This is a genomic window from Pseudomonas sp. LBUM1658 (assembly GCF_059716055.1).
The window spans coordinates 681,506-706,647 of sequence record NZ_CP166798.1 but is presented as its reverse complement, the minus strand read 5'-3'; the positions used below and the strand labels follow the sequence as shown (position 1 = coordinate 706,647).

The window sequence follows — 25,142 nt, the reverse complement described above, 5'->3', positions numbered from 1 at the left end:
GCACGATCAATGTTATGGAACAAAGCAAGACGCAGTGACAACGTGGAAGATGTACGTGATAACCGGCCAATGCGCCCATCGAGTGGTAAAAAACTGGGACTGGGTCTCGGCGCCATCAGCGTGCTGGGTATCGGCCTGTATGCCAGCGTCAACCCGCTGGTCGATGAGGGCAAACTGGACACCGCCTCCGTCGAAGTGCTCGACTCCCCGGCCATCGATTCGTCCGTTGTCGAAGATACCCGGCTGGCGTTTGTCGAGTCGGTGCTCGGTGATACCGAAGACACCTGGCGGCCGATATTCGAACAAATGGGTGAACGCTACCCGGAACCGACCCTGACCCTGTTCGACAATGGAGTGGTTTCGGGTTGTGGTTATGCCCGCTCCGCCATTGGCCCCTTCTATTGCCCCCAGGACCAGCAGGTGTATCTGGATCTTCAGTTTTTCCGCGATATGGCGCAGCGCTATGCAGTGGTCGGCGACTTCGCCCAGGCCTATGTGATCGCCCACGAGGTCGGGCATCATGTGCAGAACGTGCTCGGTCTGACGCAAGCTTTCAACGATGCGCTGGACGCCGGTCAGCCAGTGAATGGCGCCAATGGCCTGGAAGTTCGTTCAGAACTGCAGGCCGATTGCCTGGCTGGCGTCTGGGCCCACCATGCGCAGCAGCGCCTGAGCTGGCTGGAGCCCGGAGATATCGAAGAGGCACTGCATGCCGCAGCAGTATTTGGCGACGACTATGCTCAGCGCAACCCTAATCGAGCACAATCGCCAGAGACGTTCAGCCATGGCACCTCGGATCAGCGTGCAGAATGGTTCCAGACCGGCTTTGTCGAAGGTCGGATCAGCCAGTGCGACACCTTCGCCGCTGACCTGTAATACCATCACCGGGGCGCAAAACCTCCCGCTCGCTATGCTGAAGCAGTGGGATGCGGCCCGCGACTGAACTTTGTTCCCCGTCACTGTCTGACAACCGGACTGGCATCAGTCCCGCTCAGCAGCAACACTCATCAGCAAACCAACCAGAGGATTCCCACATGCTATGGAAAAAAGGCCGGCGCAGTGACAACGTGGTGGATGCTCGCGGTGACGATACTGGTGGCGGTGGTGGCGGGATGCGTTTCGGCGGTGGCAAGGGCCTGAGCCTGACGGCCATCGTATTGATTGTCGGCATTGGCTGGTTGACCGGTCAGGATCCGATGCAGATTCTCGGGGAGCTGACCGGGCAGATGACCGAGCAATCGGCACCAGCCACTCAACAGACTCGCAAGGCGCCACCGGCCAACGATGAGCAGGCGGAATTCGTCCGTTCCATCCTGGGGGACACCGAGGACACCTGGGGGCAGATTTTCCAGCAGGCCGGGCGCAACTATAAGAACCCGACGCTGATCCTGTTCAGCAACGGGGTGAACTCCGCCTGCGGCTTTGCCACCTCAGCTACCGGCCCCTTCTATTGCCCGGCGGACCAGAAGGTTTACCTGGACATGAGTTTCTTCCGGGAGATGTCCCAGCGCTTTTCTGCAGCTGGCGACTTTGCTCAGGCCTATGTGATCGCCCACGAAATCGGCCATCACGTACAAACCCTGCTCGGGGTTTCCGCTAAAATTCAAACCGCACGGCAACAGGGCCAACGCATGGAAGGCGACGGTGGTCTGCTGGTGCGGCAGGAACTGCAGGCTGACTGCCTTGCGGGTGTCTGGGCCAACAATGCGCAGAAACGTTTGAACTGGCTGGAGCCGGGCGACATCGAGGAAGCGCTGAACGCGGCCAACGCCATTGGTGACGACCGCTTGCAACAGCAGGGTCAGGGTCGCGTGGTGCCGGACTCGTTCACCCATGGCTCCTCGGCGCAACGGGTTCGCTGGTTCAAGACCGGATTTTCTCAAGGCCAGGTCAGCCAGTGCGACACCTTTGCCGCGAGGAACCTGTAATGCGTATTTGGCTGCTGGCTCTACTGATTATCTGCGCCAGCACCCAGGCTGCCGAGCCTGGAGTTGAGGCGATCAGCTCAGGGCGCCTGCAGTTGAAAGGCGGCGAGATGGCGGTGAGCGTAGGCCCGTCACCGTTGAAAATCGAGCGTATGCTGATCGTCATTCATGGTCGTTCACGGGACGCTGAAACCTACCGCAAGAGCGCTGAACACGCGGCCGACCAGGCCGGGCAAAGCATGACCACTCTGGTGATCGTCCCGCAATTTCTCAATGAAACCGATATCGCTCGCCATCAACTGCCTGAAAAGGTGTTGCGCTGGCAGGGCGATGACTGGATGGCCGGTGGCTTATCCGCAGGTCAAAACCCTTTGAGTTCCTACACTGTTATCGACGAAATCGTCGCCCGGCTGGGTGATCACCAACAGTTTCCGGACGTGAAGGAAGTCGTCATCGCCGGTCACTCCGGCGGCGCTCAGGTGGTTCAGCGTTACGCATTGTTGAGTCAGGATCAGCCAGCCCTCAAGACAGCCGGCGTGCAAGTGCGCTACGTGATCGCCAATCCTTCTTCGTACGCCTATTTCAATGAGCAACGGCCGGTGGCCTTCAATCATGCTGGTTGTCCGAATTTCAACCGATGGAAGTACGGACTGAAGGACTTGCCCGCCTATGCCGGGGGGCAAACACCTGCACAACTGGAAGAAATCTACGTCAAACGTGACATCAGTTATTTACTCGGGCAGCAGGACAACGACCCGAATCAACCGGCGCTGGATAAACGTTGTGAGGCTCAAGCCCAGGGCGCGAATCGGTTGATCCGCGGGCATAATTATTTTAACTATCTGAAGCGGCGCCACCCTCAAGGGCTCACTCAGCAGCTGATTGAAGTGCCCGGTGTCGGGCATGACGGGGACGGGATGTTTACCTCGCCTGAGGGGCAGAAGGCGTTGTTCAGGCAATAGAACCCAGGTGCCTGACCTGACGCCTTCGCGGGCAAATCGGATCGCCGCACCGCCGCTCCCACATTTGACCGCGTTCCCCCGTAGGAGCTGCCGCAGGCTGCGATCTTTTGATCTTCAAGCGGACAACATTTGCCGCAACGCCAGACAATCCTGCGCATGCCAATCGGTCAATTCCGGCCACGGATTATCCGGCAGATTGACCAACACGGTCCGCGCACCAGCCGCACGACCGCAGTCCAGGTCAAAGCGATAATCACCGACCATCACCAACTCGCTGGGCGCCACATTCCAGGCCTGGGCCAGTTTCAGCAATCCACCTGGGTGAGGTTTTGGCGGGGCTTCATCGCGGCCCAGCACATCCTCCACTGCAAAGCAGTCCGCCAGACCGATCGCCTCCAGGGTCACATGGGCCAGCTCACGGGCGTTGCGGGTCAGGATGCCAAGGCGATATCCACGCCCCGCCAACTCGCGCACCAACTCCACCGCGCCGGGTGCCGGCCGCGAGCCCAGCGCCAGATCCCGTTCGTGCTCAAGCAACCAGGCATGTTTGGCCGCCGCCTCATCGGCCGGCAGCGCGGCGAGGTGGGTCAGGATGTCGTGTTCAGCGGGGATCGCCAGTGCCTCGCGGATTGCCGCGAAGTCATGCACGGCAATCGTCAGCGTGCCGTCCATGTCGAACACCCAATACCGCACCTCACCCAGACTCATGCCCAATCCTTGCGATGACGAATCAAGCCTTCTTGAGTAACCGACGCCACCAGCTGCCCGGCGCGATTGAACACGCTGCCACGGGAGAACCCACGGGAATTTCCGGCCCAAGGGCTGTCCATCGCGTAGAGCAGCCAGTCATCGGCACGCAGGTCACCGTGGAACCACAAGGCATGGTCGAGGCTGGCGACTTGCATGTCTTTCTGCCAGACCGACTTGCCATGGGGCATCAACGAGGTGGTCAACAGGCCGAAGTCCGATGCGTAGGCCAGCAGATACTTGTGCAGTGCCGGCGAGTCGGCCAAGGCACCGTCGGCGCGGAACCAGACGTATTTGATCGGGTCGGTGGGTTGCGGGTTGTAGGGGTCTTTTTCCGTCACCGGGCGTACTTCAATCGGCTTGGCGCACAGCAGTTTATCGCGCATGTGTTCCGGGATCAGATGCGCATACTGTTGGGTGATCTCCAGTTCCGACGGCAGATTCTCCGGGCCGACCACTTGCGGCATCTGCTGCTGGTGTTCGAAACCTTTTTCGTCAAACTGAAACGACGCGCTGCAGGTGAAGATCGGATTGCCCTTCTGGATCGCCGTGACGCGACGGGTACTGAAGCTACCGCCATCGCGCACCCGATCAACCTGATAGACCACTGGCAGACCGGCGTCGCCGGGGCGCAGAAAATAACCGTGCATCGAATGCACATGACGCGCTTCTTCGACAGTCTGGCTAGCGGCCGACAACGACTGGCCAAGAACCTGGCCGCCGAACAGCTGACGGAAGCCCAGGTCCTGGCTGCGACCGCGAAAGAGGTTTTCTTCGATCGGTTCCAGGGTCAGCAGGTCGACCAGATCTTCCAACACGTGGCTCATTCAGACTCTCCTCACACAGAGCAATGCCGCGCAGTCTTGGCTGCGGCGGTCGATTCAGTTTTTGGCCCGAGCCAACATTGGACCCATTGTAAACGTCCAGGCAGGCTTATCCATGCAAGGTTTCCAGCCATTGCTCACGAGTGATGCGGTACAGCACATGATGGCGCAACGGATCATCGCTGCCGAGCTTCGGATGCTCGAAGTCGTGCACAGGGTCGTGTTGCATGCCAATCGCCTGCATGACTTTCTGCGACGGCAGGTTGCTCGCGGTGGTAAACGCCACGACATCCTTCAGCAACAACCGGTCAAAGCCGCAGCGCAGAGCGGTCCAGGCCGCTTCGCTGGCATAACCCAATCCCCAATGTTCGCGAGCCAGACGCCAGCCGATTTCGGTCGCTGGGGTAAACGGTGCATCGAATCCCACCTCGGCGAGCCCGGTAAAACCGATAAACGCACCGGTATCCTTGCGCTCCAGTGCCCAGAATCCGAAGCCATGTTCAGCAAAATGACCGCGTATTCGCCCGATCAATCCCGCACTTTCCAGACGACTCAAGGGCGCCGGAAAATAGCGCATGACCTGGGGATCGGCGCACATGGCTGCAAATTCCGGCAAATCACCATCTTGCCACTGACGCAACAGCAGTCGTGCGCTCTCAAGTTGCAGTATCGGCTCCATCGTTCCCCCCTCCCGTTTCCATGTCGCAAGTCTACATCGCTGGTAGGATCCTTCACTCATTCCTACACGAATTCGCCATGCCGCTGCCGCTGATCTATCACGAAGACTACAGTCCCGAGTTTCCGGCGGAACATCGCTTCCCCATGGACAAATTTCGCCTGCTGCGCGATCACCTGATCGACAGTGGACTGACCCGTGACCCAGAACTGTTGCGTCCGCAACTATGCCCGTCGGAGATTCTCGCCCTCGCACATGACCCGGGTTATATCGAACGTTATATGAGCGGCGAGCTATCCCGCGAAGATCAACGACGTCTCGGTCTGCCCTGGAGCGAAGCACTGGCCCGGCGCACCGTGCGTGCGGTCGGCGGCTCACTGCTGGCCGCCGAGCAGGCGCTGGAACATGGCCTGGCCTGCCACTTGGCTGGCGGTACTCATCACGCCCATTACGACCATCCGGCCGGGTTCTGCATTTTCAACGACCTGGCAGTGATCAGCCGCTACCTGCTGGAAAGCGGCCGGGTGGGCCGGGTGCTGATCTTCGATTGCGATGTGCACCAGGGCGACGGCACTGCACGCATTCTGGAAAATACACCGGACGCCGTGACCGTATCCCTGCATTGCGAAAAGAATTTTCCGGCACGTAAAGCCCAAAGCGATTGGGACATCCCATTGCCCATGGGCATGGGTGATGAGGACTACCTCAAGGTAGTCGACGATGCCTTGAACTACCTGCTGCCGCTCTACCAGCCGGACCTGGTGCTGTATGACGCCGGGGTGGATGTGCATAAGGATGACGCGCTGGGTTACCTGAAGCTGACCGACCAAGGCGTCGCCGCTCGTGATGAAAGCGTGCTGCGCCACTGTCTGGGGCGCGACATTCCGGTGGTCGGGGTGATTGGTGGCGGTTACAGCAAGGACCGCAAAGCGCTGGCGCGACGCCATGGAATTCTCCATCACAGTGCGCAACGGGTCTGGGTGTCATCAGGTTGTCATTGAGTTGTGGATGCTTTACCCACAATGCCTGTGGAACTGCCTGTGGATAACCTGAGCGAAAGCCCCTGCAGGCCAGAGTGTATATAGCCTGCAGACTGCTGGTTGTTTTTTGATCAGCCAAAAGCTTCGCAGGCAAGTCGGATCGCCGCAGCGCCGCTCCCACAGAAGCGGTGCAGCGCGATTGTGCTGATAGAATGCCCGCCCTATTCCGCCGAACCGCAGCTCACGCCATGACCCAGTCCTCCGCCAGCCTTCCCCATCACGCCACCATCATCGGCGGCGGCCCCGCCGGCTTGATGGCGGCCGAGGTATTGAGCCAGGCCGGGGTCAAGGTCGAACTGTACGACGGCATGCCCTCCGTGGGTCGCAAGTTCCTGCTGGCTGGCGTTGGCGGGATGAACATCACCCATTCCGAAGCCTACCCGGCATTTCTCTCGCGCTATGCCGAACGGGCGCCGCAGATTGCTCCGCTGCTGCGCGAGTTCGGCGCCGAGGCGCTGTGCCAGTGGATTCACGGGTTAGGAATCGAAACCTTTGTCGGCAGCTCCGGCCGGGTGTTTCCAACCGACATGAAAGCAGCTCCCCTGCTACGCGCCTGGCTCAAACGTCTGCGCGAAGCCGGCGTAGTTATCCACACCCGTCACCGCTGGCTCGGCTGGAACTCCGATGGCAGCCTGCGCATCGACAGCCCGGAAGGCGAAAAATCGCTGCAAACCGATGCGCTGTTACTGGCCCTTGGCGGCGGAAGTTGGGCACGCCTGGGCTCGGATGGCGCATGGATGCTGCCCCTGGAGCAACGCGGAATTTCACTGACGCCCCTGCAGCCGAGCAACTGCGGTTTCGACGTGACGGCCTGGAGCGATCTGCTACTCAGCAAATTTGCCGGCGCGCCGCTGAAAAACATCGCCATCGGCCTGAATGACGATGTCCCGCGACTGGGAGAATGCGTGATCACCGCGACCGGCATCGAAGGCAGCCTGATTTATGCGCTGTCTGCACCGATCCGCGAGGCCATCAATCAAAATGGCACCGCGACTATTCACCTCGACCTGCTGCCGGGCAAAACCCTCGACAGGATTCAAGCAGCGCTGGCCAAGCCTCGTGGCTCTCGTTCAATGAGCAAGCACCTGCACAGCCAGCTTGGCATCGACGGAGTGAAAGGCGCCTTGCTGCGGGAACTGACACCTGCCGCATGCTTTGCCGATCCGCTGCTGTTGGCCGGCGCAATCAAGGCCCTGCCCCTGACCCTGGTAAAAACCCGGCCACTGGACGAAGCCATCAGCAGTGCCGGCGGCGTGCCGTTCGAAGCGATGAATGAAGGTTTGATGCTCAAGCAGTTGCCCGGCGTTTTTTGCGCCGGCGAAATGCTCGACTGGGAAGCGCCGACTGGCGGCTACCTGCTCACCGCCTGCTTTGCCAGTGGCCGCGCGGCAGGATTGGGGATGGTGGAGTGGCTGAGGAGCAGCGGCAGGCTATAAGTTGCAAGCTGCAAGCTAAAAGCGCATTGGCTTGCAGCTTGCAGCTAGAAGCTTGCAGCTGTTTTCAGGGCTTTCGCTTACGCGGCCCGGTGTTGAACACCGGCACCTTGCGCACTGGCTTGATCGCTGGCGCTTCAACCGCCACTTCGCCGCTGTCCACCCATTTGCCCAGGTTGCGCTTGCCGCCACCCGATACTTTTGGTTTCTTCGGCTTTTTCGGTTTCTTGATCACCTGTCCGCTGGCATCGGTGTCCGGCACGCGGTGCTCAGGTTCGAAATCCTGCTCTTCGTGACGGGTCAGTGTCTGACGGGTCAAGGTCTCGATGGCCGACAGCAAATTCACTTCATCAGCACAGACCAGCGAAATCGCCTCGCCGGTAGCACCCGCACGACCGGTACGGCCGATACGGTGGATGTAGTCCTCGGCCACAATCGGCAAGTCGAAGTTCACTACCAACGGCAGGTCTTCGATATCCAGACCACGGGCCGCGACATCGGTGGCCACCAGAATCTGAATCTCGCTGGCCTTGAACCGATCCAGCGCACGCTGGCGAGTGGCTTGTGGTTTATCGCCGTGGATACCGTCGGCATTCACACTCAGGCCCTGGAGTTTTTCCACCAACTGATCGACGCCGTTACGGGTCTTGGCGAACACCAGCACCTGCTTCCAGCGATTTTTGCGCATCAGGTGAATGAACAGCTCCGCCTTGCGCTTCTTGTCGGCGGTCACCACCCACTGCTTGACGGTGTTGGCGGCGACGTTGCGCGGGCTGACCTCAATGGTCAACGGGTCATTGAGCATCTGCCCGGCCAGCAAGCGGATCGCATCAGAGAAGGTCGCGGAGAACAACAGTGTCTGACGTTGCTTCGGCAGGACCCGGTAAATGTTCCCCAGCTCTTCGGAAAATCCGAGGTCGAGCATGCGATCGGCTTCGTCGAGGATCAGGGTTTGCAGCTGGTTGAACTTCAGCGCTTTCTGCCGGTACAAATCCAGCAAGCGGCCCGGAGTCGCCACCAGCACGTCAACGCCCTTGCGCAGCTTCATCATCTGCGGGTTGATGCTGACGCCGCCGTACACCGCATAGGTGCTCAGTGGCAGGTGCTCGGCATATTGGCGAACGCTTTCGTGAACCTGTTCGGCCAGCTCGCGGGTCGGCACCAGGATCAGCGCGCGCACCGAGTTACTGGCGACCTTCGGCCCTTCCATGGCGAGCAACTGCAGCAGCGGCACGGCGAAACCGGCGGTCTTGCCCGTGCCGGTCTGGGCCGCGGCCATCAAGTCACGACCGGCCAGCACCGCCGGGATGGCTTGCACCTGCACCGGCGTCGGGGTCTGGTAACCGAGCGTCTCAAGGGCGCGCAGCAAGGGTTCGATCAAGCCAAGAGTGGCGAAAGTCATGGGGGTACCGTAGGGAAATGTCAGCGCATGTGAGCAATGCGCCGCAGTTTACCCTAATTCACTGCGGATTCTGCCTGCGCCACTGCGGCAAGCCGATCAACACCACGGCACTGATGATTACCGCCATCGCCAGAGCCTCTTCGATCCCGATGCTTTCACCGGCAAAGACGATGCCCAGCAATACGGCCACCGCCGGATTGACATAGGCATAGCTGGTCGCCGCTGCCGGACGGACATTTTTCAGCAGGTACATATAGGCGTTGAAGGCGATGATCGAGCCGAAGCCGATCAGGTAGGCCAGGGCAAGCCAGCCCTCCATTGGCGGCAGGCGGTCCAGGTGTTCGCCACTGAGCGTACTGGCAATCATCAGCACCACACCGCCGACCAGCATCTGCGCGGCACTGGCCATCGCTCCCTGAGGCAGCGGCAAATGCTTGCTCAAGACCGAGCCGAATGCCCAGGCTGCTGCCGCGAACACCAGCAACGCCGCGCCCAGCGGGCTCGACTGCAAGTTGGAACCGAGATTGAGCATGGCAATGCCGATCAGCCCGAGAGCAATCCCGGCCCATTCCAGTCGAGTATTACGCGCCCCCCAGAAGTAACCGCAGAGCAAGGTGAATAGCGGTACCGTCGCCACCGCCAGCGCCGCGACGCCGGAGGCCACGCCCATATGCTCCGCCACCGTCACCGCGCCGTTCCCGCAACTGAGCAGCAGGATTCCGATCACCCCCGCCGCCTTCCATTGCGGCCAGGTCGGCGCGGGCACCCCACGCCAACGCAGAAAGCCATACATCAAGGCTCCGGCAATAATGAAACGAATTCCGCCGAGCATCAGCGGCGGCCAATACTGCACGCCGATTCGAATCACCAGATAGGTGGATCCCCAAATCACATACAACGCAAAAAACGCAGAAATCAGCGGCAACGTAATTCGGCGTGGGCCAGGCATGGAAAGCTCGACGGCAGACATGGGAAGCTCGAATCTGGACAGGTGGAGCGCTAGTTTAGAAAGCAGTGGGGCAAAATTTAAGTTACAAAACCTGTTTATAGTGCCCGTACACTTTTCAAAACACAGAGATCACGGCTATAAACCGTGTTTTCGAAAGTCGCGCATTCCAGGAGCCGAATCATGGACAAATACGACCGCATGCTCCTCAATGCCCTGCTGGAAAACGGCCGTGCGACCTATGCGCAACTGGCGCGCAAGGTCAACCTGTCCGCCCCGGCCGTCGCCGAGCGCGTGGCCAAACTCGAAGCCTGCGGGGTGATCACTGGCTACCAGGCGAAAATCGACATGGCCAAGGTCGGCCTGCCGATCCAGTGCGTCATCGAACTGCGCCTGAGCCACCACGGCAGCCAGAAAACCTACGATGAGCTGATCAAGATCCCGCAACTGACCGAATGCCACCGAGTCACCGGCGACCCCTGCGTCATCATGCAAGCCGCTGTCGGTTCGATGGCGGAACTCGAAGACCTGATCAACCGCATCGCTCAGTTCGGGTTCAGCAAAACCTCGATCGTGCTATCGAGCGCGATTGAAAAACGCGTGCCTCTTGGGCATCTGGAAGGGAATGGCAGGAATGGTGGGTGACGCTAAAAGATCGCAGGCTTCGGGTAGGAGCTGCCGCAGGCTGCGATCTTTTGATCTTGCTTCTAGAAACCCCGATGGCGCTTCAAATGCTCATTGATCTTCGCCGCCGGCACCTTCTGCAGGCTGCACAACAGATCATGGGACAACTCCCGCAGACCATGCCGTTGCCGCAGTTCCTGAGCCAGATGCGTCGTCAGGTTGGCGGCCATTTCCGCGTCAGCCATGGCCCGGTGAGCCTGGCCGGTGTGGGGCAGTTGGGCGAAGGTGGTGAGGGTGCCGAGCTTGTGGTTCGGCGCGGCCGGCATCAGGCGCCGGGCGAGTAACAGGGAGCAGGCAAAGTTCTGCAGGCGTGTGCGCTTGATCCGCCCCAGTTCGTAGTCCCAGAACTTCTGGTCGAACGCGGCGTTGTGGGCCAACAGCGGCGTGGTGCCGACGAACTCGTTGACTTCGTTCATCACCTGTTCTGCCGAGGGTGCGGTGCGCAACATGGCGTTGCTGATACCGGTCAGGCTTTCGATAAACCCCGGGACGCGCACGCCGGCGTTCATCAAGCTCTGGTAACGCTCGACAATGCGCCCCTGTTCAAGGATCACCACGGCAATTTCCGTGGCCCGGCAGGAGCTGCTCGGGGAGATCCCGGTGGTTTCAAAGTCGATGACCGCTATCCGTTCCAAACCTGTTCCCACTCCATCAAAAATATAATCAGTTTCAGTTTTTAAGCAGCAGTGCGCCTTCGATCGGCACATAGCGGCTGGCGGCGCGTATCAACGAGTTGGCGGTCAGGCCCGGCACGCCGTAGGCGACTGCTTCAACTCCGTGCTTGCTGATGATGCGTTCAAGCAGCATGTCGAAATCACCATCGCCAGAGGCCAGCACCACCTCATCGACGTTCGCCGCGGCGTCCATGATATCGATGGTGATGCCCACGTCCCAGTCGCCCTTGGCCGAACCGTCGCTGCGCTGGATATAGGGCTTGAGCTTCACCGTGAAGCCGAGGTTGCGCAGGATCTGCTGGAACTGCTGCTGCTTGCTGTCACCGCGATCGATGGCATAGGCATACGCTTCGACAATCTGCCCGCGCTGACTGATGTCAGCCCACAGGGCCGCATAGTTGAAGTGACAGCCATAAGCCTGGCGCACGGTGTAGTAGAGGTTCTGGACATCGGCGAACACCGCGATTTTTTTCACCGCAAATCCTCAAGGCGCAAGCACGCGCAGGCTGGATCAGGCGCAAAGCCCGAAAAGTCGCCCAGTATGCCAGCCAGAAGGAAATTTCCGCGAATAATCGGACCGGAGCGCCAAGGCGCTCCGGACGAATGGTGCATCAGACGAAGGAATCGTCGTCGCTGAAGGATGAGCTGTCATCGCTGTAGTCGGCGTCGGCAAACCCGCCCTGGTCATTTCCGTAGGAATCGTTACCGACCATGCGCTGATCGTCATTGCCCACGTCATTGCCGCTGTCATTGACCGGGGCCGGCTCTTCCTTGGCGACTTCGGCGACTTCCGGCGGTTGCTGATTGCTGTGAAACAGACTGCTGATGCCTTGGGCCAGCATCACCCCACCGGCCACCCCGGCCGCGGTTCTTAATGCGCCACCAAGGAAGCTGTTGCCACCTGCCTGCTGCTGCGGTGCCGCATAGTTCTGTTGCGGGCCACCAAAGTTTTGCCGCGGCGCTACGCCCGGCTGGGCGTTGAACGACGGCCGCGCCGGCTCACGCCAGCCACCGGTCGAGGCCGGAGCGCCAGCGGCAGAAGCCGGTTGCGAGTCACGGGAACCACCGCCGAAGATGCTCGACAGGAAACCGCCGCCACCGCTTGGCGCGGGTGCAACCACCTGGGCCTTGGCTTGTTGCAGTTCGGCCTGCAGTTGCTGGTTTTGTTGAGCCAGTTGTTTGTTCTGTTCGTCGAGGCTTTTAAGCGCAGCCTCCTGCACCAGAATCGCCTGGGTCATGAAATACCCTGCCGCAGGCTGGCGATTCAGATGTTCCTTGATCCGTGTCTCGGCCTGGGCGTCGCGCGGGGCTGAATCCGCTTCGGCTTGCTGCAGCCGTGAAAACAGGCCATCGATCAGGGTTTGTTCTTCGCTGTTCATGGCGACCTCGTTAGATTGCCGAAAAAATCATCGCCCTTTCCGTTGTGGATAAGGTGCCCAGCAGTAATGGGGGGTGCTGCGCCGCCTTTCAATGGCCTTTACCCAACGTTTACGTTTGCTCCTGCGGGCCCTGCATCGGTTAAAGTGTCGAACTGCTTTTTACCTGCGATACCGACTGATGAATCCGTTAGATGTGCTCCGCGACTCTTTGTACTTCTTCAAGCGCAACCTGGGCCAGATCGTGCCGTTGTGCCTGCCGTTGGTGGTGCTCGAAGCGCTGCTGCAACAACTGGTCGAACACTCCCAGGGCCCGGATGCCTTTCCCGGTTATAGCGTGATCGTTGGGCTGCTGATTTATCCGTTGTACACCGCTGCGCTGATCCTTTTTCTGGATGCCCGCAGTCGTGGTGAATCACCGCGAACCCGTGATCTGCTGGCGATGTCGACCAGTCTGTGGCCGCGCTTCGCGTTGCTGACGGCGATCAATACCCTGTTGATACTCGTGGGGCTGTCTCTGTATTTCCTGCCGGGGCTGTGGCTGATGGTGACACTGGCCTTTGCCGAATACCTGCTGGTACTGCGAGGCCTGCAACCACTGGCTGCGATCAAGGAAAGCTTTCGCCTGACCCGTGGCAATTTCCTGCGCATCCTGATCTGCATTCTGTGCGTCATGGCACCGCTGTGGGTACTCAAGGGCGCAAGTCTTTCGGTGTATCCCGAGCCGCAGAACCCTGCATTCGCACTGTTGATCGACAGCGTTCACAGTTTTCTGCAACTCTTTACCAGCGTGGTGCTGTTCCGCCTGTTCATGTTGATTAGCGAAGCATCCGACAAAAATGATGGAAAGGTCTGACAGACCTGCCCTTTGGATCCGACACGGCTCTCGGGTATGCTCGAACTCAATCCTGCAACGCCATAAGCCGAGCCGATGACCCGTCTATTGCGCTACACCCTGCTGGGCCTGCTGATAATTACCGGTCTGTTGTCAGTCGTGATCTATAGCCTGACCTGGCGCCCGGGAGCCAAAGAGCCACTACCGGTCAGTTGTAGCGCCAAGGCACCGACTCTGGTGCCCGGCCAGGCGCTCACGGTGATGACCTGGAACGTCCAGTACCTGGCGGGCAAACGCTATGTATTCTGGAATGACCTGGCCAACGGAATCGACGAACGCCCCACTACCGAAGACATGGCTTTCAGCCTCGATGAAGTGGCGCGGGTGATCCGCGATGAGCAACCGGACATCGTCCTGCTGCAAGAGCTCGATGAAGGCGCCAAGGCCAGCGACTATCAACACCAGTTGAAACTGCTCCAGGAACGCGTGACCGATCTTTACCCCTGCAGCGCTTATGCGTTCGACTGGAAGGCTGACTTCATTCCAGATCCGCATATTTTCGGCAGCGTCGGCCGGCAACTGGCGACATTGAGCCGCTACCAGATCGAACACGCCGAACGTCTGCAACTACCCGAGGCACCGGCCAATATCATCAGCCGTCAATTCCAGCCGAAAAACGCGCTACTAGTGAGTTATCTGCCGTTGAGCGACGGCGGGCAAATGGCGGTGCTCAATACCCATCTGGACCGATCAATGCAGGCTGACGACACTCTGCGAGTACAAGTGAGCGCCGTCGCCAAGGTGCTCGACAAGTTCGAAGGTCGTGGCACACCCTGGTTGATCGGCGGCGACTTCAATCTGTTACCGCTAGGCCAGTATCAACGGCTCGCCCCCGAACAACGCTCCCCCTACTCCGCCGACAGCGCGCTGCATGTTCTCTGGGACAAGTACCCGATGATTCCCACCAACAGCGAAGCCAGTGGCATTGACCGCGCGCACTGGCTGACTCACTACCCCAATGACCTGACACTCACCGGCCCGGACCGGACCCTTGACTACCTGTTTTACAGCCCACGGATCAAACGGGTCGAGGCTCAGGTGAGGCAGGACGATACGCTGCGGATCTCCGATCACCTGCCGGTGATTGCACGGTTCCTGTTGCCAGCTGCGCTGTAGATCAAAACTGTGGCGAGGGAGCTTGCTCCCGTTCGGCTGCGCAGCAGCCGCAAAGCCTGTGAATGCGGTATACCTGACAAACTGTGATTGCAGGTTTTAGGGCCGCTGCGCGCCCCAGCGGCGGCAAGCCCCCTCGCCACAGCAAGCTCCTTCGCCACAAAATAGCTGGCTTACTTGCGCGGTTTGATCCGCGCCGTCGCTTCAGCCACCAACGGATCATCCGGCCAGTAATGCTTCGGATAACGCCCCTTCAGATCCTTCTTCACCTCGGCATAAGTACTGCGCCAGAAGTTCGCCAGGTCCTGGGTTACCTGCACCGGACGCCGCGCCGGTGACAATAGATGCAACTTGACCACTTGCCGGCCGCCGGCAATGCGCGGAGTTTCTGCCAGGCCGAACAACTCCTGCAAACGCACCGCCAGAATCGGCGGTTGCTCGCTGTAGTCCAGGCGAATCGACGAGCCGGAAGGCACCGTCAGATGATGTGGCGCCAGCTCATCCAGGCGTTGCGGCAATGGCCACGGCAGCAAGTTATGGACGATGCTGGACAGCTCCAGATTGGCGAAGTGGCTGAGTCTCGAGACCCGTCCCAGATACGGCAACAACCAATGCTCCAGACTCGCCAGCAACGTCGCATCGCTGACATCCGGCCATTCGCTCTGTCCTTTCCCCTCGATATCCAGCTGGCGCAGCAAAGCCACCCGTGCCTGCCACTGGCGCAATTCCGGCGTCCATGGCAGCAGCTCAAGCCCTTTACGCCGCACCAGATTAACCAACGCCTGGCTGCGTGCGGCCTCGTCCAGCCCGGTCAGTGGTTCGCGGCTCAGTATCAACTCGCCAACCTTGCGCTGACGCTCGGCCCGCAGCACACCTTCGCGTTCATCCCAATCGAGCTGATCGACCGTGCGCACTTGTTCAGCCAGCACCGAGTCGAACAGCGCCGGATCAAAATCAGCCGCCAGATAAATTCGTTCTTCGCGTTGCCCCTGACGACTGCCCAGATCGGCAATTACCAGCCAGGGTTGCTTCATCAGGCTATCGGCCTCGGCGAACAGCGCCGCGCGACCGTTGGCCAGGCGATATTCGGCACCACCGGCCCTTCGCTGCTGTGCGACGCGATCCGGATAGGCCAGGGCCAGCAGCGCCCCAAGCCAGCGCGGATGATCAGGATCGCTGACCGGTTGCTGTGCCTTGCCTCGCAGATAACCGCGGTATTGCCGAGCCAGTTGCCGGGCCCGCTGAACGCCACCCTGAGCACCGCGCGCCGCTCGCTCTTCACCGGACAACAGCACCAGCCGGCTGTGCAGATCCGCACCGGCGCCGCGCAAGATATCCCGCTCACCCAACAATGCGGCGACGTCGCAGGCCATGTCGGCCAACCCCAGCGCCTGCCCTCGCAACAACAAATGAGCGATGCGCGGATGAGCCGGCAGTTCCGCCATCGCTTGACCGTGACGGGTCAGTTTCCAGTCCTCGGCAGCCTTGCCCTCAAGTGCGCCCAAACGCTCAAGCAGATCCTGGGCCTGTGCATAAGCCGCCGCCGGTGGCACATCGAGCCAGATCAATTGGCCAGGCAGAACGCCCCAACGCCCCAATTGCAGGGCCAGGCTGGCAAGGTCAGCCGAAAGAATCTCGGCACTGGCGTAAGCCGCCAACTGCTCATGCTGGTCCTGGGACCACAGGCGATAACACACGCCTGGCTCCAGGCGCCCCGCTCGCCCGGCGCGCTGTGTCGCACTGGCGCGGGAGATCCGTTGCGTGTCGAGACGAGTCATGCCGCTGCCAGGATCGAAACGCGGCACCCGCGCCAACCCGGCATCGATCACCACCCGCACGCCATCAATGGTCAGACTGGTCTCGGCGATATTAGTGGCCAGCACCACTTTGCGCTGACCGGGCGGTGCCGGGTCGATGGCGGCGCGTTGCGCGTTCAGGTCAAGCTCACCATGCAGCGGACAGAGCAGCACTTCAGTACGCTCGCCCAGCGCCTCGACCAACTGTTGATGGACCCGACGGATCTCCGCTTGGCCCGGCAGAAACACCAGCAGGCTGCCGCTTTCGTCGTTCAAGGCCTCGAGGATGGTCTGCACCACCCGTGGTTCGATAAATTCCCCCGGCTGAAACGCTCGGCCCCAGCGCATCGTCACCGGGTACATACGCCCTTCGCTGCGCAGAATAGGCGCGTCATCCAGCAGGCTTGCGAGGCGCTCGCCTTCCAGGGTCGCCGACATCAAGAGAATTTTCAGCGGCTGCTCGTCACGAAACAGGTCGCGACCATTCAGGCTCAGGGCCAGCGCCAGATCAGCGTCTAGGCTGCGCTCGTGGAACTCGTCGAAGATCAGCAGACCGACACCTTCCAGTGCCGGGTCATCTTGCAGACGTCGAGTGAGAATCCCCTCGGTGACCACTTCGATACGGGTCTTGGGCCCCACTTTGCTGTCGAGACGAATGCGATAGCCCACCGTTTCGCCGACCTTTTCCCCCAGCTCGCTAGCCAGTCGTTCGGCGGCCGCGCGGGCGGCGAGGCGACGCGGTTCGAGCATCAGGATGGTTTGCCCGGCCAGCCACGGCTCATGCAACAACGCCAACGGCACGCGGGTGGTTTTACCGGCGCCGGGCGGTGCTTCGAGCACGGCTTCGTGGCGTGTCGCCAAGGCTTCACGCAACGCGGGTAGAACTTCATCAATCGGCAGAGAAATCATGCTGGCTCCAAAACAGAGCGGCGAGTATAACGGCGAACTGCGTGGCGTTAATCACGGTCTGTATTGATACCAAGGACGCCTTTTCACTTCGAATTTGTTCAGGAGATTTATATGCGTATTCCCTTCCGTGTTGTTGGCGGCGTTCTGCTCGCTACCCTGCTGACCCAAATGACCGCTTGCGGGACGATCTTCTTCCCGGACCGCCGCGGCCAGATCGAAGGCAAGATCGACCCGGTGGTGGCTGCCCTCGACGCCGTGGGTATATTGTTCTATGTCATTCCAGGATTGATCGCCTTTGGCGTGGACTTCGCCACGGGTGCCATTTACCTGGAACCCGGCAGGAACGCCCAGGTTGCCCCGGAAAAACTCCAGCAGGCCATCGGTGCCGACGGCAAGGTCGATAACGGCAAGTTGCAGGCTATTCTCGAAAGCGAGTTGGGCCGCAGCTTCCCACTGGATGATCCACGGCTGATCCAGCACAAAGGCAGCACACAGCAACTGGCCATGTACGGTCTGCAACCCGCAGCTTGAAGTGGCGTATTCGAAGGAACGTAAACGCCTATGACCAGTAGTCCCGAACACGCTCGCCTGTTGCGTCTGGCGACCCGCGCTTCGCTGGCGGTGGCGAGCATTCTGATCGTGACCAAGGCGATCGCCTGGTGGATGAGCGGTTCGGTCAGCCTGCTGGCCGGTCTGACTGACTCCCTGCTCGACGGTGCCGCGTCGTTTCTCAATCTGCTGGCGGTGCATTACGCGCTGCGTCCGGCCGACGAGGATCACCGTTACGGGCATGGCAAGGCCGAGTCACTCTCAGGCATGGCCCAGGCGCTGTTCATTGCCGTCAGTGCGGTTTTGATTGGCGTACAGGCGGTTGAACGTCTGCAGAACCCGGAACCCTTGGGGGCGCCGTGGGTGGGTATCGGCGTGATGCTGCTGTCACTGGCGTTGACAGTCGCGCTGCTGATGCTGCAACACCGGGTGGTCCGCGAAACCGGTTCGACTGCGGTACGTGCCGACTCGCTGCATTACCGTTCCGATTTGCTGCTCAATTCCAGCATCCTGGTGGCGCTGGCACTGGCCAGTTTCGGTTGGGAACAATTGGATGCCTGGTTTGGTCTGGCAATAGCGGCGTACATCCTCTGGAGCGCCGTGCACATTGCCAAGGAAAGTGTTGCGGTGTTGATGGACGAAGAATTGCCGCCGGACGTCAGCCAGCACATGCTCGAACTGGCCTGCAGCGTGCCCGGGGTGCTCGGCGCCCATGACCTGCGCACGCGGATCTCCGGCACTCACTGGTTCGTGCAATTGCATCTGGAGTTGCCGGGTGAGTTGACCTTATCCGTCGCCCACAGCATCAGCGATCGCGCCGCCGAAGCGATCACCGCCGCTTACCCAAGGGCCGAGGTGCTGGTGCACGCCGACCCGCAGGAAGTAGTGAACGCTGCAAAGACCTGAGGTTTTCGACCTAATAGCTGACCTGGTAACCGCGACTGCTCAGACAGTTGCCTTGGGCCTGGCGATAGATTTGCACCACCGCAGGCGCCGGTTGATAGGTGACCGCCGCCGGATCGAAGCCGCTCTGCTCGACCGCCCAGCGGTAGCACTCGTAGCCATCCTGATTAACCTGCTCGGGCGCCTGTCCGTTCGCGGGGTAGGCGACTACGTCGTAGCCATTGCTGACCGGTTGCGCAGCCACCGGCGGATCAACCACCACGTACTGTTGCGTACTCGCTTCGTACGCATAATAGGAGCCGGCCGCCAAAAACAATAACGCACTGCCGACCCAGACTTCCTGGGCGTAATCCGGCAGATAGCTGACGCGGATCCCGTGCGGAGGCCTGACCACTACATAACGCGGGCCTTGCGGGCGATACCAGTAGCCGCCGGAGTAGAAGTAGTCCTGACCGCGATACGGCACGCGGTAATTGCGATCCGGGAACCGATCGATCACATAGCCCGGACGATATTGCGGGCCCGGGCCCCAACCGTTGCCATGCCCGTCCGGGCGACCCGGCCAGCGATGGTCATTGGAATAGCCGTTGGAGCCTGAGCGCGAACCGGGGCCGCCTGTCTGCCGATGCTGGTTGTTATCGTTGCGCCGAGGAACGTCCTGGTAATAACCACGCTGTGGCTGCTGGGTCTGGCGGACGGTGTCCGGGTGGCTTTGAATCGGCAGGTTATTGCTCGTCTGCGATGCAGGCCGGCCCTGCCCATTGGCATCATGCTGGCCACGGCTCTGCCCTTGACCGCCCGGATTCTGGCCGTTGTACTCGAACTGTTGGCTGTTGTCGCCGCGAATAATCTGGTTCTGCGGGCGTGGTTGGTTATTTTGCGCACGTGGCTGATTGTTTTCCGGACGCTGTTGATTGTATCCCGACCGCCCTTCGGCATTATGATCACGCTGGCCACCGCTATTGGAATCATTGTGTTGGGGACGTTGCCCGTCATCCCGCTCATCGGCCAGTAACTGCGCGCCGACACTCATGCAAAGCAAACCAACACCTGCCAAACGCCAGATGCGCGACTTCATGGGACTCCTCACTGCGGTTCAGGACCTATCCATCAGACTGGAAACGCCTGGGGCGGTTCTGCAACAGGTTATCAGTCACCAGACTTATTTCGCAGGCATTAAAAAAGGGAGACCCGTCGGCCTCCCCTTGAGAACTTCGTCCGTGCTCGACGCTTATGACGCCGGCTCACCTCACTCCGTCTTCTGGACAGTGTGTAGCCCGGGGGCCGACTCAACCCTGTGGGGTTGGCGACCGCAGCTGGCCTGATTCGGCGAGCCGCACTGGACTGTTTGTCCGGGCAGTGATTCTGTTAATAAGAATAGGCTTGAGGCGCCGGCAGAGGATTGCGAAGATTGCTCAAACAAACATAGCTTGCGCAATTTTTAACTAAAGATAGATAATTAGCCGCAATAGTTATGACAAAGGACTGATCCATGAGCAAACTCGACCGATACGACCTGAGCATTTTGGCGGAATTGCAGCGGGACGCGCGCATCTCCAATCAGGAGCTGGCCGAGCGTATCGGTCTGTCTCCCTCGCCCTGCTCGCGGCGGGTCAAGCAACTGGAAGACGACGGCTATATTTCCCGCCAGGTCGCCCTGCTCGACCGCAAGAAGCTCGGCCTGAGCCTGACCGCCTATGTGCTGATCGGCATGGACCGGCATACCCCCGAGCGCTTTGAGAACTTCGAAGCGGCGATTCGCAACCTGCCTCAGGTGCTCGAATGCAGCCTGGTGACAGGTATGGATGCCGACTATCAACTCAAGGTGGTGGTACCGGACATGGATCACTACCAGAAGCTGTTGCTCGGCCACCTGACCCGCATCGAAGGCGTGACCAGCGTGCGCTCGAGCTTTGTACTCAATCAGGTGCTCAACAGCACCGAGTTGCCGTTGACGCACCTGCGCAGCTAAAAGATCGCAGCCTGCGGCAGCTCCTACGCCGACCGCATACATTCGCGCTCTCGCAGGTGGACGCAAATCCCGTAGGAGCTGCCGCAGGCTGCGATCTTTTCCAGCCGACACAGGTCAATACACCAGCAATCCCCCTTGGCGTATACTCCCCCGGCCTTTTTTTGCCCTGCCGCGCTGGAGAGTTTCAATGGATCCTGCAGTATTCGAAGAGTGGATGATGACCGGTCTGGTGACCATCCTGATCATATTCATGGGTTTTATCGTCTGGGATCTGGCGAAGAAGTCCAAGGCCGGGCGGTTCGGCTCTTTTATCCTGTTCTTCGTCCTGGGCCTGGGCGTTGCCGCCTTCGTGATCAAAAGCGTGGTCATCGGGCTGATCGAATCCGGCACCTTATAAACGCGCGGGGACTTCTTTCCACTGGCCCTGATCAAGCCCTTCGATAGACCAGTCGCCGATTCGCACCCGCACCAGACGCAGGGTCGGCAAGCCCACCGCAGCAGTCATCCGTCGCACCTGGCGGTTGCGCCCTTCGCGAATCACCAGCTCCAGCCAACTGGTCGGCACACTCTTGCGGAACCGCACTGGCGGATTGCGCGGCCATAGCTGCGGCTCTTCAAGCTGCCGCGCCTCGGCGGGCAAGGTCATGCCGTCATTCAACTCGACGCCGTCGCGCAACCGCTGCAATTGTTCAGCGCTGGGCTCACCTTCCACCTGCACCCAATAGGTCTTGGCCAGTTTGTGTTTCGGATCGGCGATCCGCGCCTGAAGCTGGCCGTCGTTGGTCAGCAGCAGCAAGCCTTCGCTGTCCCGATCCAGCCGGCCCGCCGGATAAATGCCGGGAATCTCGATAAAGTCCTTGAGCGTCGCCCGCCCTTCGCCGTCGCTGAATTGAGTCAGCACGTCAAATGGCTTGTTGAACAGGATCAGCTTCGGCTCGGCCGGTGGCGCTTTGGCGACACGTCGTGGGGCTGAGGAGGATTGCGGTTTATTCGCGCCAAGGGGGCGGGAAGCGGGACGAGGTGGACGAGGCATGGCGAAAAAACATCTAACGGTCAGGACTCACCATGCTAGTGGCCCAACCGTTAAATGACCATCCTGCAATCAGCGGAACGGCGGTTCGTCGAAGCTGCGCAGCTTGCGTGAATGCAGCGAGTTGAGCTCGGTGCGCAGCAGATCCACCGCGGCGATGCCGATCTTCAAGTGCTGGCTGACCGCACGTTCATAGAACGCGTTGGCCGAGCCTGGCAGTTTGATTTCGCTGTGCAGCGGCTTGTCCGAAACACACAGCAAGGTGCCGTAAGGCACCCGCAAACGATATCCCTGGGCCGCAATGGTGCCGCTTTCCATGTCCACCGCCACGGCTCGCGACAGGTTGATCAGCGGACGCTCCTGAGCCCAGCGCAGCTCCCAGTTACGGTCATCGTAGGTCAGCACCGTGCCGGTTCGCAGGCGTTTTTTCAGATCATCGCCTTTCTCGCCGGTTACGTAGGCCGCCGCTTGCTGCAAGGCCATCTGCACTTCGGCCAGGGCCGGGATTGGAATATTCGGCGGCACGACCCGATCGAGGATCCCGTCGCGACGCATATAGGCGTGAGCCAGTACGTAGTCGCCAATGGTTTGCGACTGACGCAAGCCGCCGCAGTGCCCGATCATCAGCCAGCAGTGCGGACGCAGTACGGCCAAATGGTCGGTGATGTTTTTCGCGTTGGACGGGCCGACACCGATATTCACCAGGGTCACCCCATGACCGTCACTGGCTTGCAGGTGATAGGCCGGCATCTGGTAACGGTGCCAGACAACTCCAGCGGCAATCGCCGAGGCTTCGCCGTGGTCCATGCTCTTTTCGATGATCACATTGCCCGGCAACACCATGCGCACGAAGCGCGGATCGCTACGCAATTGCTCGAGACCATGAACGATGAACTGGTCGACGTAGCGATGGTAGTTGGTCAGCAGGATCCACGGCTGCACATGCCGCCAGTCGCTGCCGGTGTAATGCACCAGACGACGCAGCGAGAAGTCGACCCGCGCCGCGTCGAACAGCGCCAATGGCAGCGGATCGGTGTTTTCCCAATCGTACAAGCCATCGGCGATGCCATCGGTGGCGGCCGACAGGTCGGTGCTGGGGAACACCCGCGCCAACGCCGCAGCAGTGACGCCGGAGCCGCCAAGCTCATCGCCCTGCTCGACCACATAGGGATAAGGGATGTTCTGCTCGCTGACGCCTACTTCCACTGTCACGGTGAAGTCGTGCATCAGCGGCACCAGTTGCTCCAGCAAATAATTACGGAAGGCTGAAGGATGGGTGACGGTGACGCTGTAGGTGCCGGGTAGCTGGACCTTGGCGTAAGCCCGAGTGGTCTGTGGGACCTCGCCCTGGCAGAGATAGGTCAAGCGCAGTTCAGGGTAACGAAACAGGGCGCGCTGCTCGGCGTCCGGTTCGATGCGATCCTTCATGTACTGCTTGAGGGCCTGGCTCAGCGCGGTGGTAGCACGTTCGTGCAGAGCGGCAAGCCGGTCCACGGCTTGCTCGGCGGTTTGAACGACAATAAAAGCTTCGGTCACGATAAGCATCCTGTGTTCTGATCTGCAGGCTTTCATCTTGCCTGCAACTCAGCCCGATCAGAAGCCCTGAGGTGTCGATCGCGCAACAATCGCTTCTACGTCCAGACCTCGTGGCAGCGTGCCATAGACCCGACCGGCGGTTCCCAGGCGACTGGCAATGAATGCATCGCTGACACTGGCATTGCCCGCCTCCAGCAACAGCTTGGCTTGCAGCCCCAGTGCGATATCTTCGGTCAACTGCCGAGCGCGGTACTGAATGTCACTGGTGTCCTTGAACGCCGTCTGCAATTGGCTGATGTGCGCAGCCAGGCGCTTGTCTCCATGGCCGTCGCCCAATTCGCTGAACAACACATCCAGCACCCCCGGCTCTTTCGACAAGGCCCGCAAGACGTCGAGACACTGCACGTTGCCGGAACCTTCCCACGTCGAGTTCACCGGCGCCTCTCGGTACAGACGCGGCAGGATGCTTTCCTCGACATAACCGGCACCGCCCATGCATTCGGCGGCTTCGTTGATCATCGCCGGCGCCCGTTTGCAGATCCAGTACTTGCCCACTGCCGTCACCAGCCGGGCGAATTTGGCTTCCTGGGAGTCATCCAGTTGATCCAGCGCCCGTCCCATGCGCAGGCTCAAGGCCAGGGCGGCCTCGCTTTCCAGGGCCAGATCGGCCAGCACGTTTTGCATCAAGGGTTGTTCGCTGAGCAGCTTGCCGCCAACCATCCGGTGCGCACAGTGATGGCTGGCCTGGGTCAGCGCCTGACGCATCAGGGCGCTGGAACCGACCATGCAATCGAAGCGGGTCATGGCGACCATTTCGATGATGGTCGGCACGCCGCGGCCTTCCTCGCCGACCATCCAGGCCAGAGCGCCGCGGAACTCCACTTCGCTGGAGGCGTTGGAGCAATTGCCGAGTTTGTTTTTCAGGCGCTGGATGTAGAACTGGTTGCGAGTGTCGTCCGGGCGATGGCGCGGCAGCAGGAAACAGGTCAAGCCCTTGTCGGTCTGGGCCAGGGTCAGGAAGGCATCGCACATCGGCGCCGAACAGAACCATTTGTGGCCGATCAGTTCATAAGCCTGGCCCGGCCCGGCAGCCCCCACCGGAAAAGCCTTGGTGGTGTTGGCCCGGACATCGGTGCCGCCCTGCTTCTCGGTCATCGCCATGCCGATGGTGGCGCCGGCCTTGTGGGCGATGCCGACGTTACGCGGGTCATATTCGGTGGCGAGAACTTTCGGTAGCCATTGTTCGGCGATGTCCGGCTGCAAGCGTAGCGCCGGCACCGAGGCGAAGGTCATGGTCAACGGGCAACCGCTGCCAGCCTCGGCCTGGCTATGCAAGTAGGTCATGGCCGCACGGGCCACATGGGCTCCGGACTGCGGATCGGTCCAGGGCAATGAGGTCAAACCATGTTCGATGGCGGTCTGCATCAGCTGATGGTAGGCCGGGTGAAACTCCACCAGATCGATGCGATGACCATAACGGTCATGGCTGACGAACACCGGCTTGTTCTGATTGGCCAGAAACCCTGCTTCCATCAACGGCCCACCCGCCAGCGCGCCATAGCCATCAATCCGCGATTCGGCCCAACCAGCGCCAAATCGCCGCGCCCATTCCTGTAATGGCAGGTCAATGCGATAGAGGTTGGTGCCATCCAGAGAGGGCGGCTGATTGGTGACCTCGTGGGTTTCGGCGAACTGATGCAGGTTCATGGCGGGCTCCTTCGGGGTGGACCAGATCCCCAGTTAAGCACCA

25 protein-coding genes are annotated in these 25,142 nt (G+C 60.4%); 12 read left to right on the top strand and 13 right to left on the bottom strand.

Annotated elements, in window-relative coordinates; translation table 11 throughout:
• Positions 1–9 precede the first annotated feature (9 nt).
• The 3 genes from ypfJ (ACA064_RS03210) (at position 10) to ACA064_RS03200 (ending at position 2,887) form a co-directional block, all read left to right on the top strand.
• Entirely contained in the window at positions 10–876 is an 867-nt protein-coding gene (ypfJ, locus tag ACA064_RS03210; RefSeq protein WP_497672096.1) for a KPN_02809 family neutral zinc metallopeptidase, read from the top strand.
• Positions 877–1,034: 158 nt separating this feature from the next.
• Positions 1,035–1,928: a KPN_02809 family neutral zinc metallopeptidase gene (ypfJ, locus tag ACA064_RS03205; protein ID WP_497672095.1), complete on the top strand. Its 894-nt coding sequence runs from the start codon at positions 1,035–1,037 to the stop codon at positions 1,926–1,928.
• Entirely contained in the window at positions 1,928–2,887 is a 960-nt protein-coding gene (locus tag ACA064_RS03200; RefSeq protein ID WP_497672094.1) for an alpha/beta hydrolase, read from the top strand. Before ypfJ (ACA064_RS03205) ends, ACA064_RS03200 begins: the two co-directional genes overlap by 1 nt.
• 114 nt (positions 2,888–3,001) lie before the next feature.
• On the opposite strand, the gene ACA064_RS03195 is transcribed toward ACA064_RS03200, so the two are convergent.
• The 3 genes from ACA064_RS03195 to ACA064_RS03185 all read right to left on the bottom strand — a co-directional run bounded on the left by ACA064_RS03195 (position 3,002) and on the right by ACA064_RS03185 (position 5,137).
• Entirely contained in the window at positions 3,002–3,595 is a 594-nt protein-coding gene (locus ACA064_RS03195) for an HAD family hydrolase (RefSeq protein ID WP_497672093.1), read from the bottom strand.
• Positions 3,592–4,461, bottom strand: a complete 870-nt coding sequence (tesB, locus tag ACA064_RS03190; RefSeq protein WP_497672092.1) for an acyl-CoA thioesterase II — start codon at positions 4,459–4,461, stop codon at positions 3,592–3,594. Before tesB ends, ACA064_RS03195 begins: the two co-directional genes overlap by 4 nt.
• A 106-nt stretch (positions 4,462–4,567) precedes the next feature.
• Entirely contained in the window at positions 4,568–5,137 is a 570-nt protein-coding gene (locus ACA064_RS03185; RefSeq protein WP_497672091.1) for a GNAT family N-acetyltransferase, read from the bottom strand.
• Positions 5,138–5,214: 77 nt separating this feature from the next.
• On the opposite strand from ACA064_RS03185, the gene ACA064_RS03180 reads away from it, so the two are divergent.
• Together ACA064_RS03180 and ACA064_RS03175 are read left to right on the top strand one after the other, a co-directional pair.
• Positions 5,215–6,135, top strand: a complete 921-nt coding sequence (locus ACA064_RS03180) for a histone deacetylase family protein (protein WP_497672090.1) — start codon at positions 5,215–5,217, stop codon at positions 6,133–6,135.
• A gap of 227 nt (positions 6,136–6,362) precedes the next feature.
• Positions 6,363–7,610, top strand: a complete 1,248-nt coding sequence (locus tag ACA064_RS03175) for a TIGR03862 family flavoprotein (RefSeq protein ID WP_497672089.1) — start codon at positions 6,363–6,365, stop codon at positions 7,608–7,610.
• A gap of 64 nt (positions 7,611–7,674) precedes the next feature.
• Here ACA064_RS03175 and rhlE1 read toward each other — a convergent pair whose 3' ends face one another.
• Positions 7,675–9,009, bottom strand: a complete 1,335-nt coding sequence (rhlE1, locus tag ACA064_RS03170) for an RNA helicase RhlE1 (RefSeq protein WP_497672088.1) — start codon at positions 9,007–9,009, stop codon at positions 7,675–7,677.
• Positions 9,010–9,067: 58 nt separating this feature from the next.
• Positions 9,068–9,958 carry a drug/metabolite exporter YedA gene (yedA, locus tag ACA064_RS03165; protein WP_497672087.1) on the bottom strand — a complete coding sequence of 297 codons (891 nt, stop codon included), beginning with the start codon at positions 9,956–9,958 and terminating at the stop codon, positions 9,068–9,070.
• A gap of 180 nt (positions 9,959–10,138) precedes the next feature.
• On the opposite strand from yedA, the gene ACA064_RS03160 reads away from it, so the two are divergent.
• Positions 10,139–10,600, top strand: a complete 462-nt coding sequence (locus ACA064_RS03160; RefSeq protein ID WP_497672086.1) for an Lrp/AsnC family transcriptional regulator — start codon at positions 10,139–10,141, stop codon at positions 10,598–10,600.
• A gap of 62 nt (positions 10,601–10,662) precedes the next feature.
• On the opposite strand, the gene ACA064_RS03155 is transcribed toward ACA064_RS03160, so the two are convergent.
• The 3 genes from ACA064_RS03155 to ACA064_RS03145 all read right to left on the bottom strand — a co-directional run bounded on the left by ACA064_RS03155 (position 10,663) and on the right by ACA064_RS03145 (position 12,692).
• Positions 10,663–11,274, bottom strand: coding sequence for a 3'-5' exonuclease (locus ACA064_RS03155; RefSeq protein WP_497672085.1), 612 nt, complete (start codon positions 11,272–11,274; stop codon positions 10,663–10,665).
• Between the two features lie 34 nt (positions 11,275–11,308).
• On the bottom strand, positions 11,309–11,788 hold the full coding sequence (locus ACA064_RS03150) for a LabA-like NYN domain-containing protein (RefSeq protein ID WP_497672084.1): 480 nt from the start codon (positions 11,786–11,788) through the stop codon (positions 11,309–11,311).
• A 136-nt stretch (positions 11,789–11,924) separates the two neighbouring features.
• Entirely contained in the window at positions 11,925–12,692 is a 768-nt protein-coding gene (locus ACA064_RS03145; protein WP_497672083.1) for a DUF2076 domain-containing protein, read from the bottom strand.
• A 178-nt stretch (positions 12,693–12,870) separates the two neighbouring features.
• Between ACA064_RS03145 and ACA064_RS03140 the strand changes: the two genes are divergently transcribed.
• Positions 12,871–13,545: a YciC family protein gene (locus ACA064_RS03140; protein ID WP_497672082.1), complete on the top strand. Its 675-nt coding sequence runs from the start codon at positions 12,871–12,873 to the stop codon at positions 13,543–13,545.
• Positions 13,546–13,620: 75 nt separating this feature from the next.
• Complete coding sequence (locus ACA064_RS03135) at positions 13,621–14,700, top strand: endonuclease/exonuclease/phosphatase family protein (RefSeq protein ID WP_497672081.1); 1,080 nt, start codon at positions 13,621–13,623, stop codon at positions 14,698–14,700.
• Positions 14,701–14,870: 170 nt separating this feature from the next.
• Here ACA064_RS03135 and hrpB read toward each other — a convergent pair whose 3' ends face one another.
• Positions 14,871–17,402 carry an ATP-dependent helicase HrpB gene (gene hrpB, locus ACA064_RS03130; protein WP_497672080.1) on the bottom strand — a complete coding sequence of 844 codons (2,532 nt, stop codon included), beginning with the start codon at positions 17,400–17,402 and terminating at the stop codon, positions 14,871–14,873.
• 111 nt (positions 17,403–17,513) lie between these two features.
• Here hrpB and pmcY point away from each other — a divergent pair, with 111 nt between their 5' ends.
• Positions 17,514–17,933 carry a periplasmic Zn2+ metallochaperone PmcY gene (gene pmcY / locus ACA064_RS03125; protein ID WP_497672079.1) on the top strand — a complete coding sequence of 140 codons (420 nt, stop codon included), beginning with the start codon at positions 17,514–17,516 and terminating at the stop codon, positions 17,931–17,933.
• 30 nt (positions 17,934–17,963) lie between these two features.
• Positions 17,964–18,857 carry a cation diffusion facilitator family transporter gene (locus tag ACA064_RS03120; RefSeq protein ID WP_497672078.1) on the top strand — a complete coding sequence of 298 codons (894 nt, stop codon included), beginning with the start codon at positions 17,964–17,966 and terminating at the stop codon, positions 18,855–18,857.
• 10 nt (positions 18,858–18,867) lie between these two features.
• Here ACA064_RS03120 and ACA064_RS03115 read toward each other — a convergent pair whose 3' ends face one another.
• A complete protein-coding gene (locus ACA064_RS03115; protein ID WP_497672077.1) occupies positions 18,868–19,932 on the bottom strand; it encodes a DUF6515 family protein in 1,065 nt (354 codons plus the stop codon).
• Between the two features lie 414 nt (positions 19,933–20,346).
• Here ACA064_RS03115 and ACA064_RS03110 point away from each other — a divergent pair, with 414 nt between their 5' ends.
• Both ACA064_RS03110 and ACA064_RS03105 read left to right on the top strand, forming a co-directional pair.
• The gene (locus ACA064_RS03110; RefSeq protein WP_489374984.1) at positions 20,347–20,826 is read left to right on the top strand and encodes an Lrp/AsnC family transcriptional regulator; all 480 of its coding nucleotides are present in this window, start codon (positions 20,347–20,349) and stop codon (positions 20,824–20,826) included.
• A gap of 187 nt (positions 20,827–21,013) precedes the next feature.
• Complete coding sequence (locus tag ACA064_RS03105; RefSeq protein WP_008022976.1) at positions 21,014–21,223, top strand: DUF2788 domain-containing protein; 210 nt, start codon at positions 21,014–21,016, stop codon at positions 21,221–21,223.
• Here the strand turns inward: ACA064_RS03105 and ACA064_RS03100 are convergent.
• The 3 genes from ACA064_RS03100 to ACA064_RS03090 form a co-directional block, all read right to left on the bottom strand.
• Positions 21,218–21,859, bottom strand: a complete 642-nt coding sequence (locus ACA064_RS03100) for a pseudouridine synthase (protein WP_497672076.1) — start codon at positions 21,857–21,859, stop codon at positions 21,218–21,220. The two genes, ACA064_RS03105 and ACA064_RS03100, sit on opposite strands and share 6 nt — an antisense overlap.
• Positions 21,860–21,928: 69 nt before the next feature.
• Entirely contained in the window at positions 21,929–23,428 is a 1,500-nt protein-coding gene (amn, locus tag ACA064_RS03095; protein ID WP_497672075.1) for an AMP nucleosidase, read from the bottom strand.
• Between the two features lie 21 nt (positions 23,429–23,449).
• Positions 23,450–25,099, bottom strand: coding sequence for an acyl-CoA dehydrogenase family protein (locus ACA064_RS03090; RefSeq protein ID WP_497672074.1), 1,650 nt, complete (start codon positions 25,097–25,099; stop codon positions 23,450–23,452).
• Between the last annotated feature and the right edge of the window lie 43 nt (positions 25,100–25,142).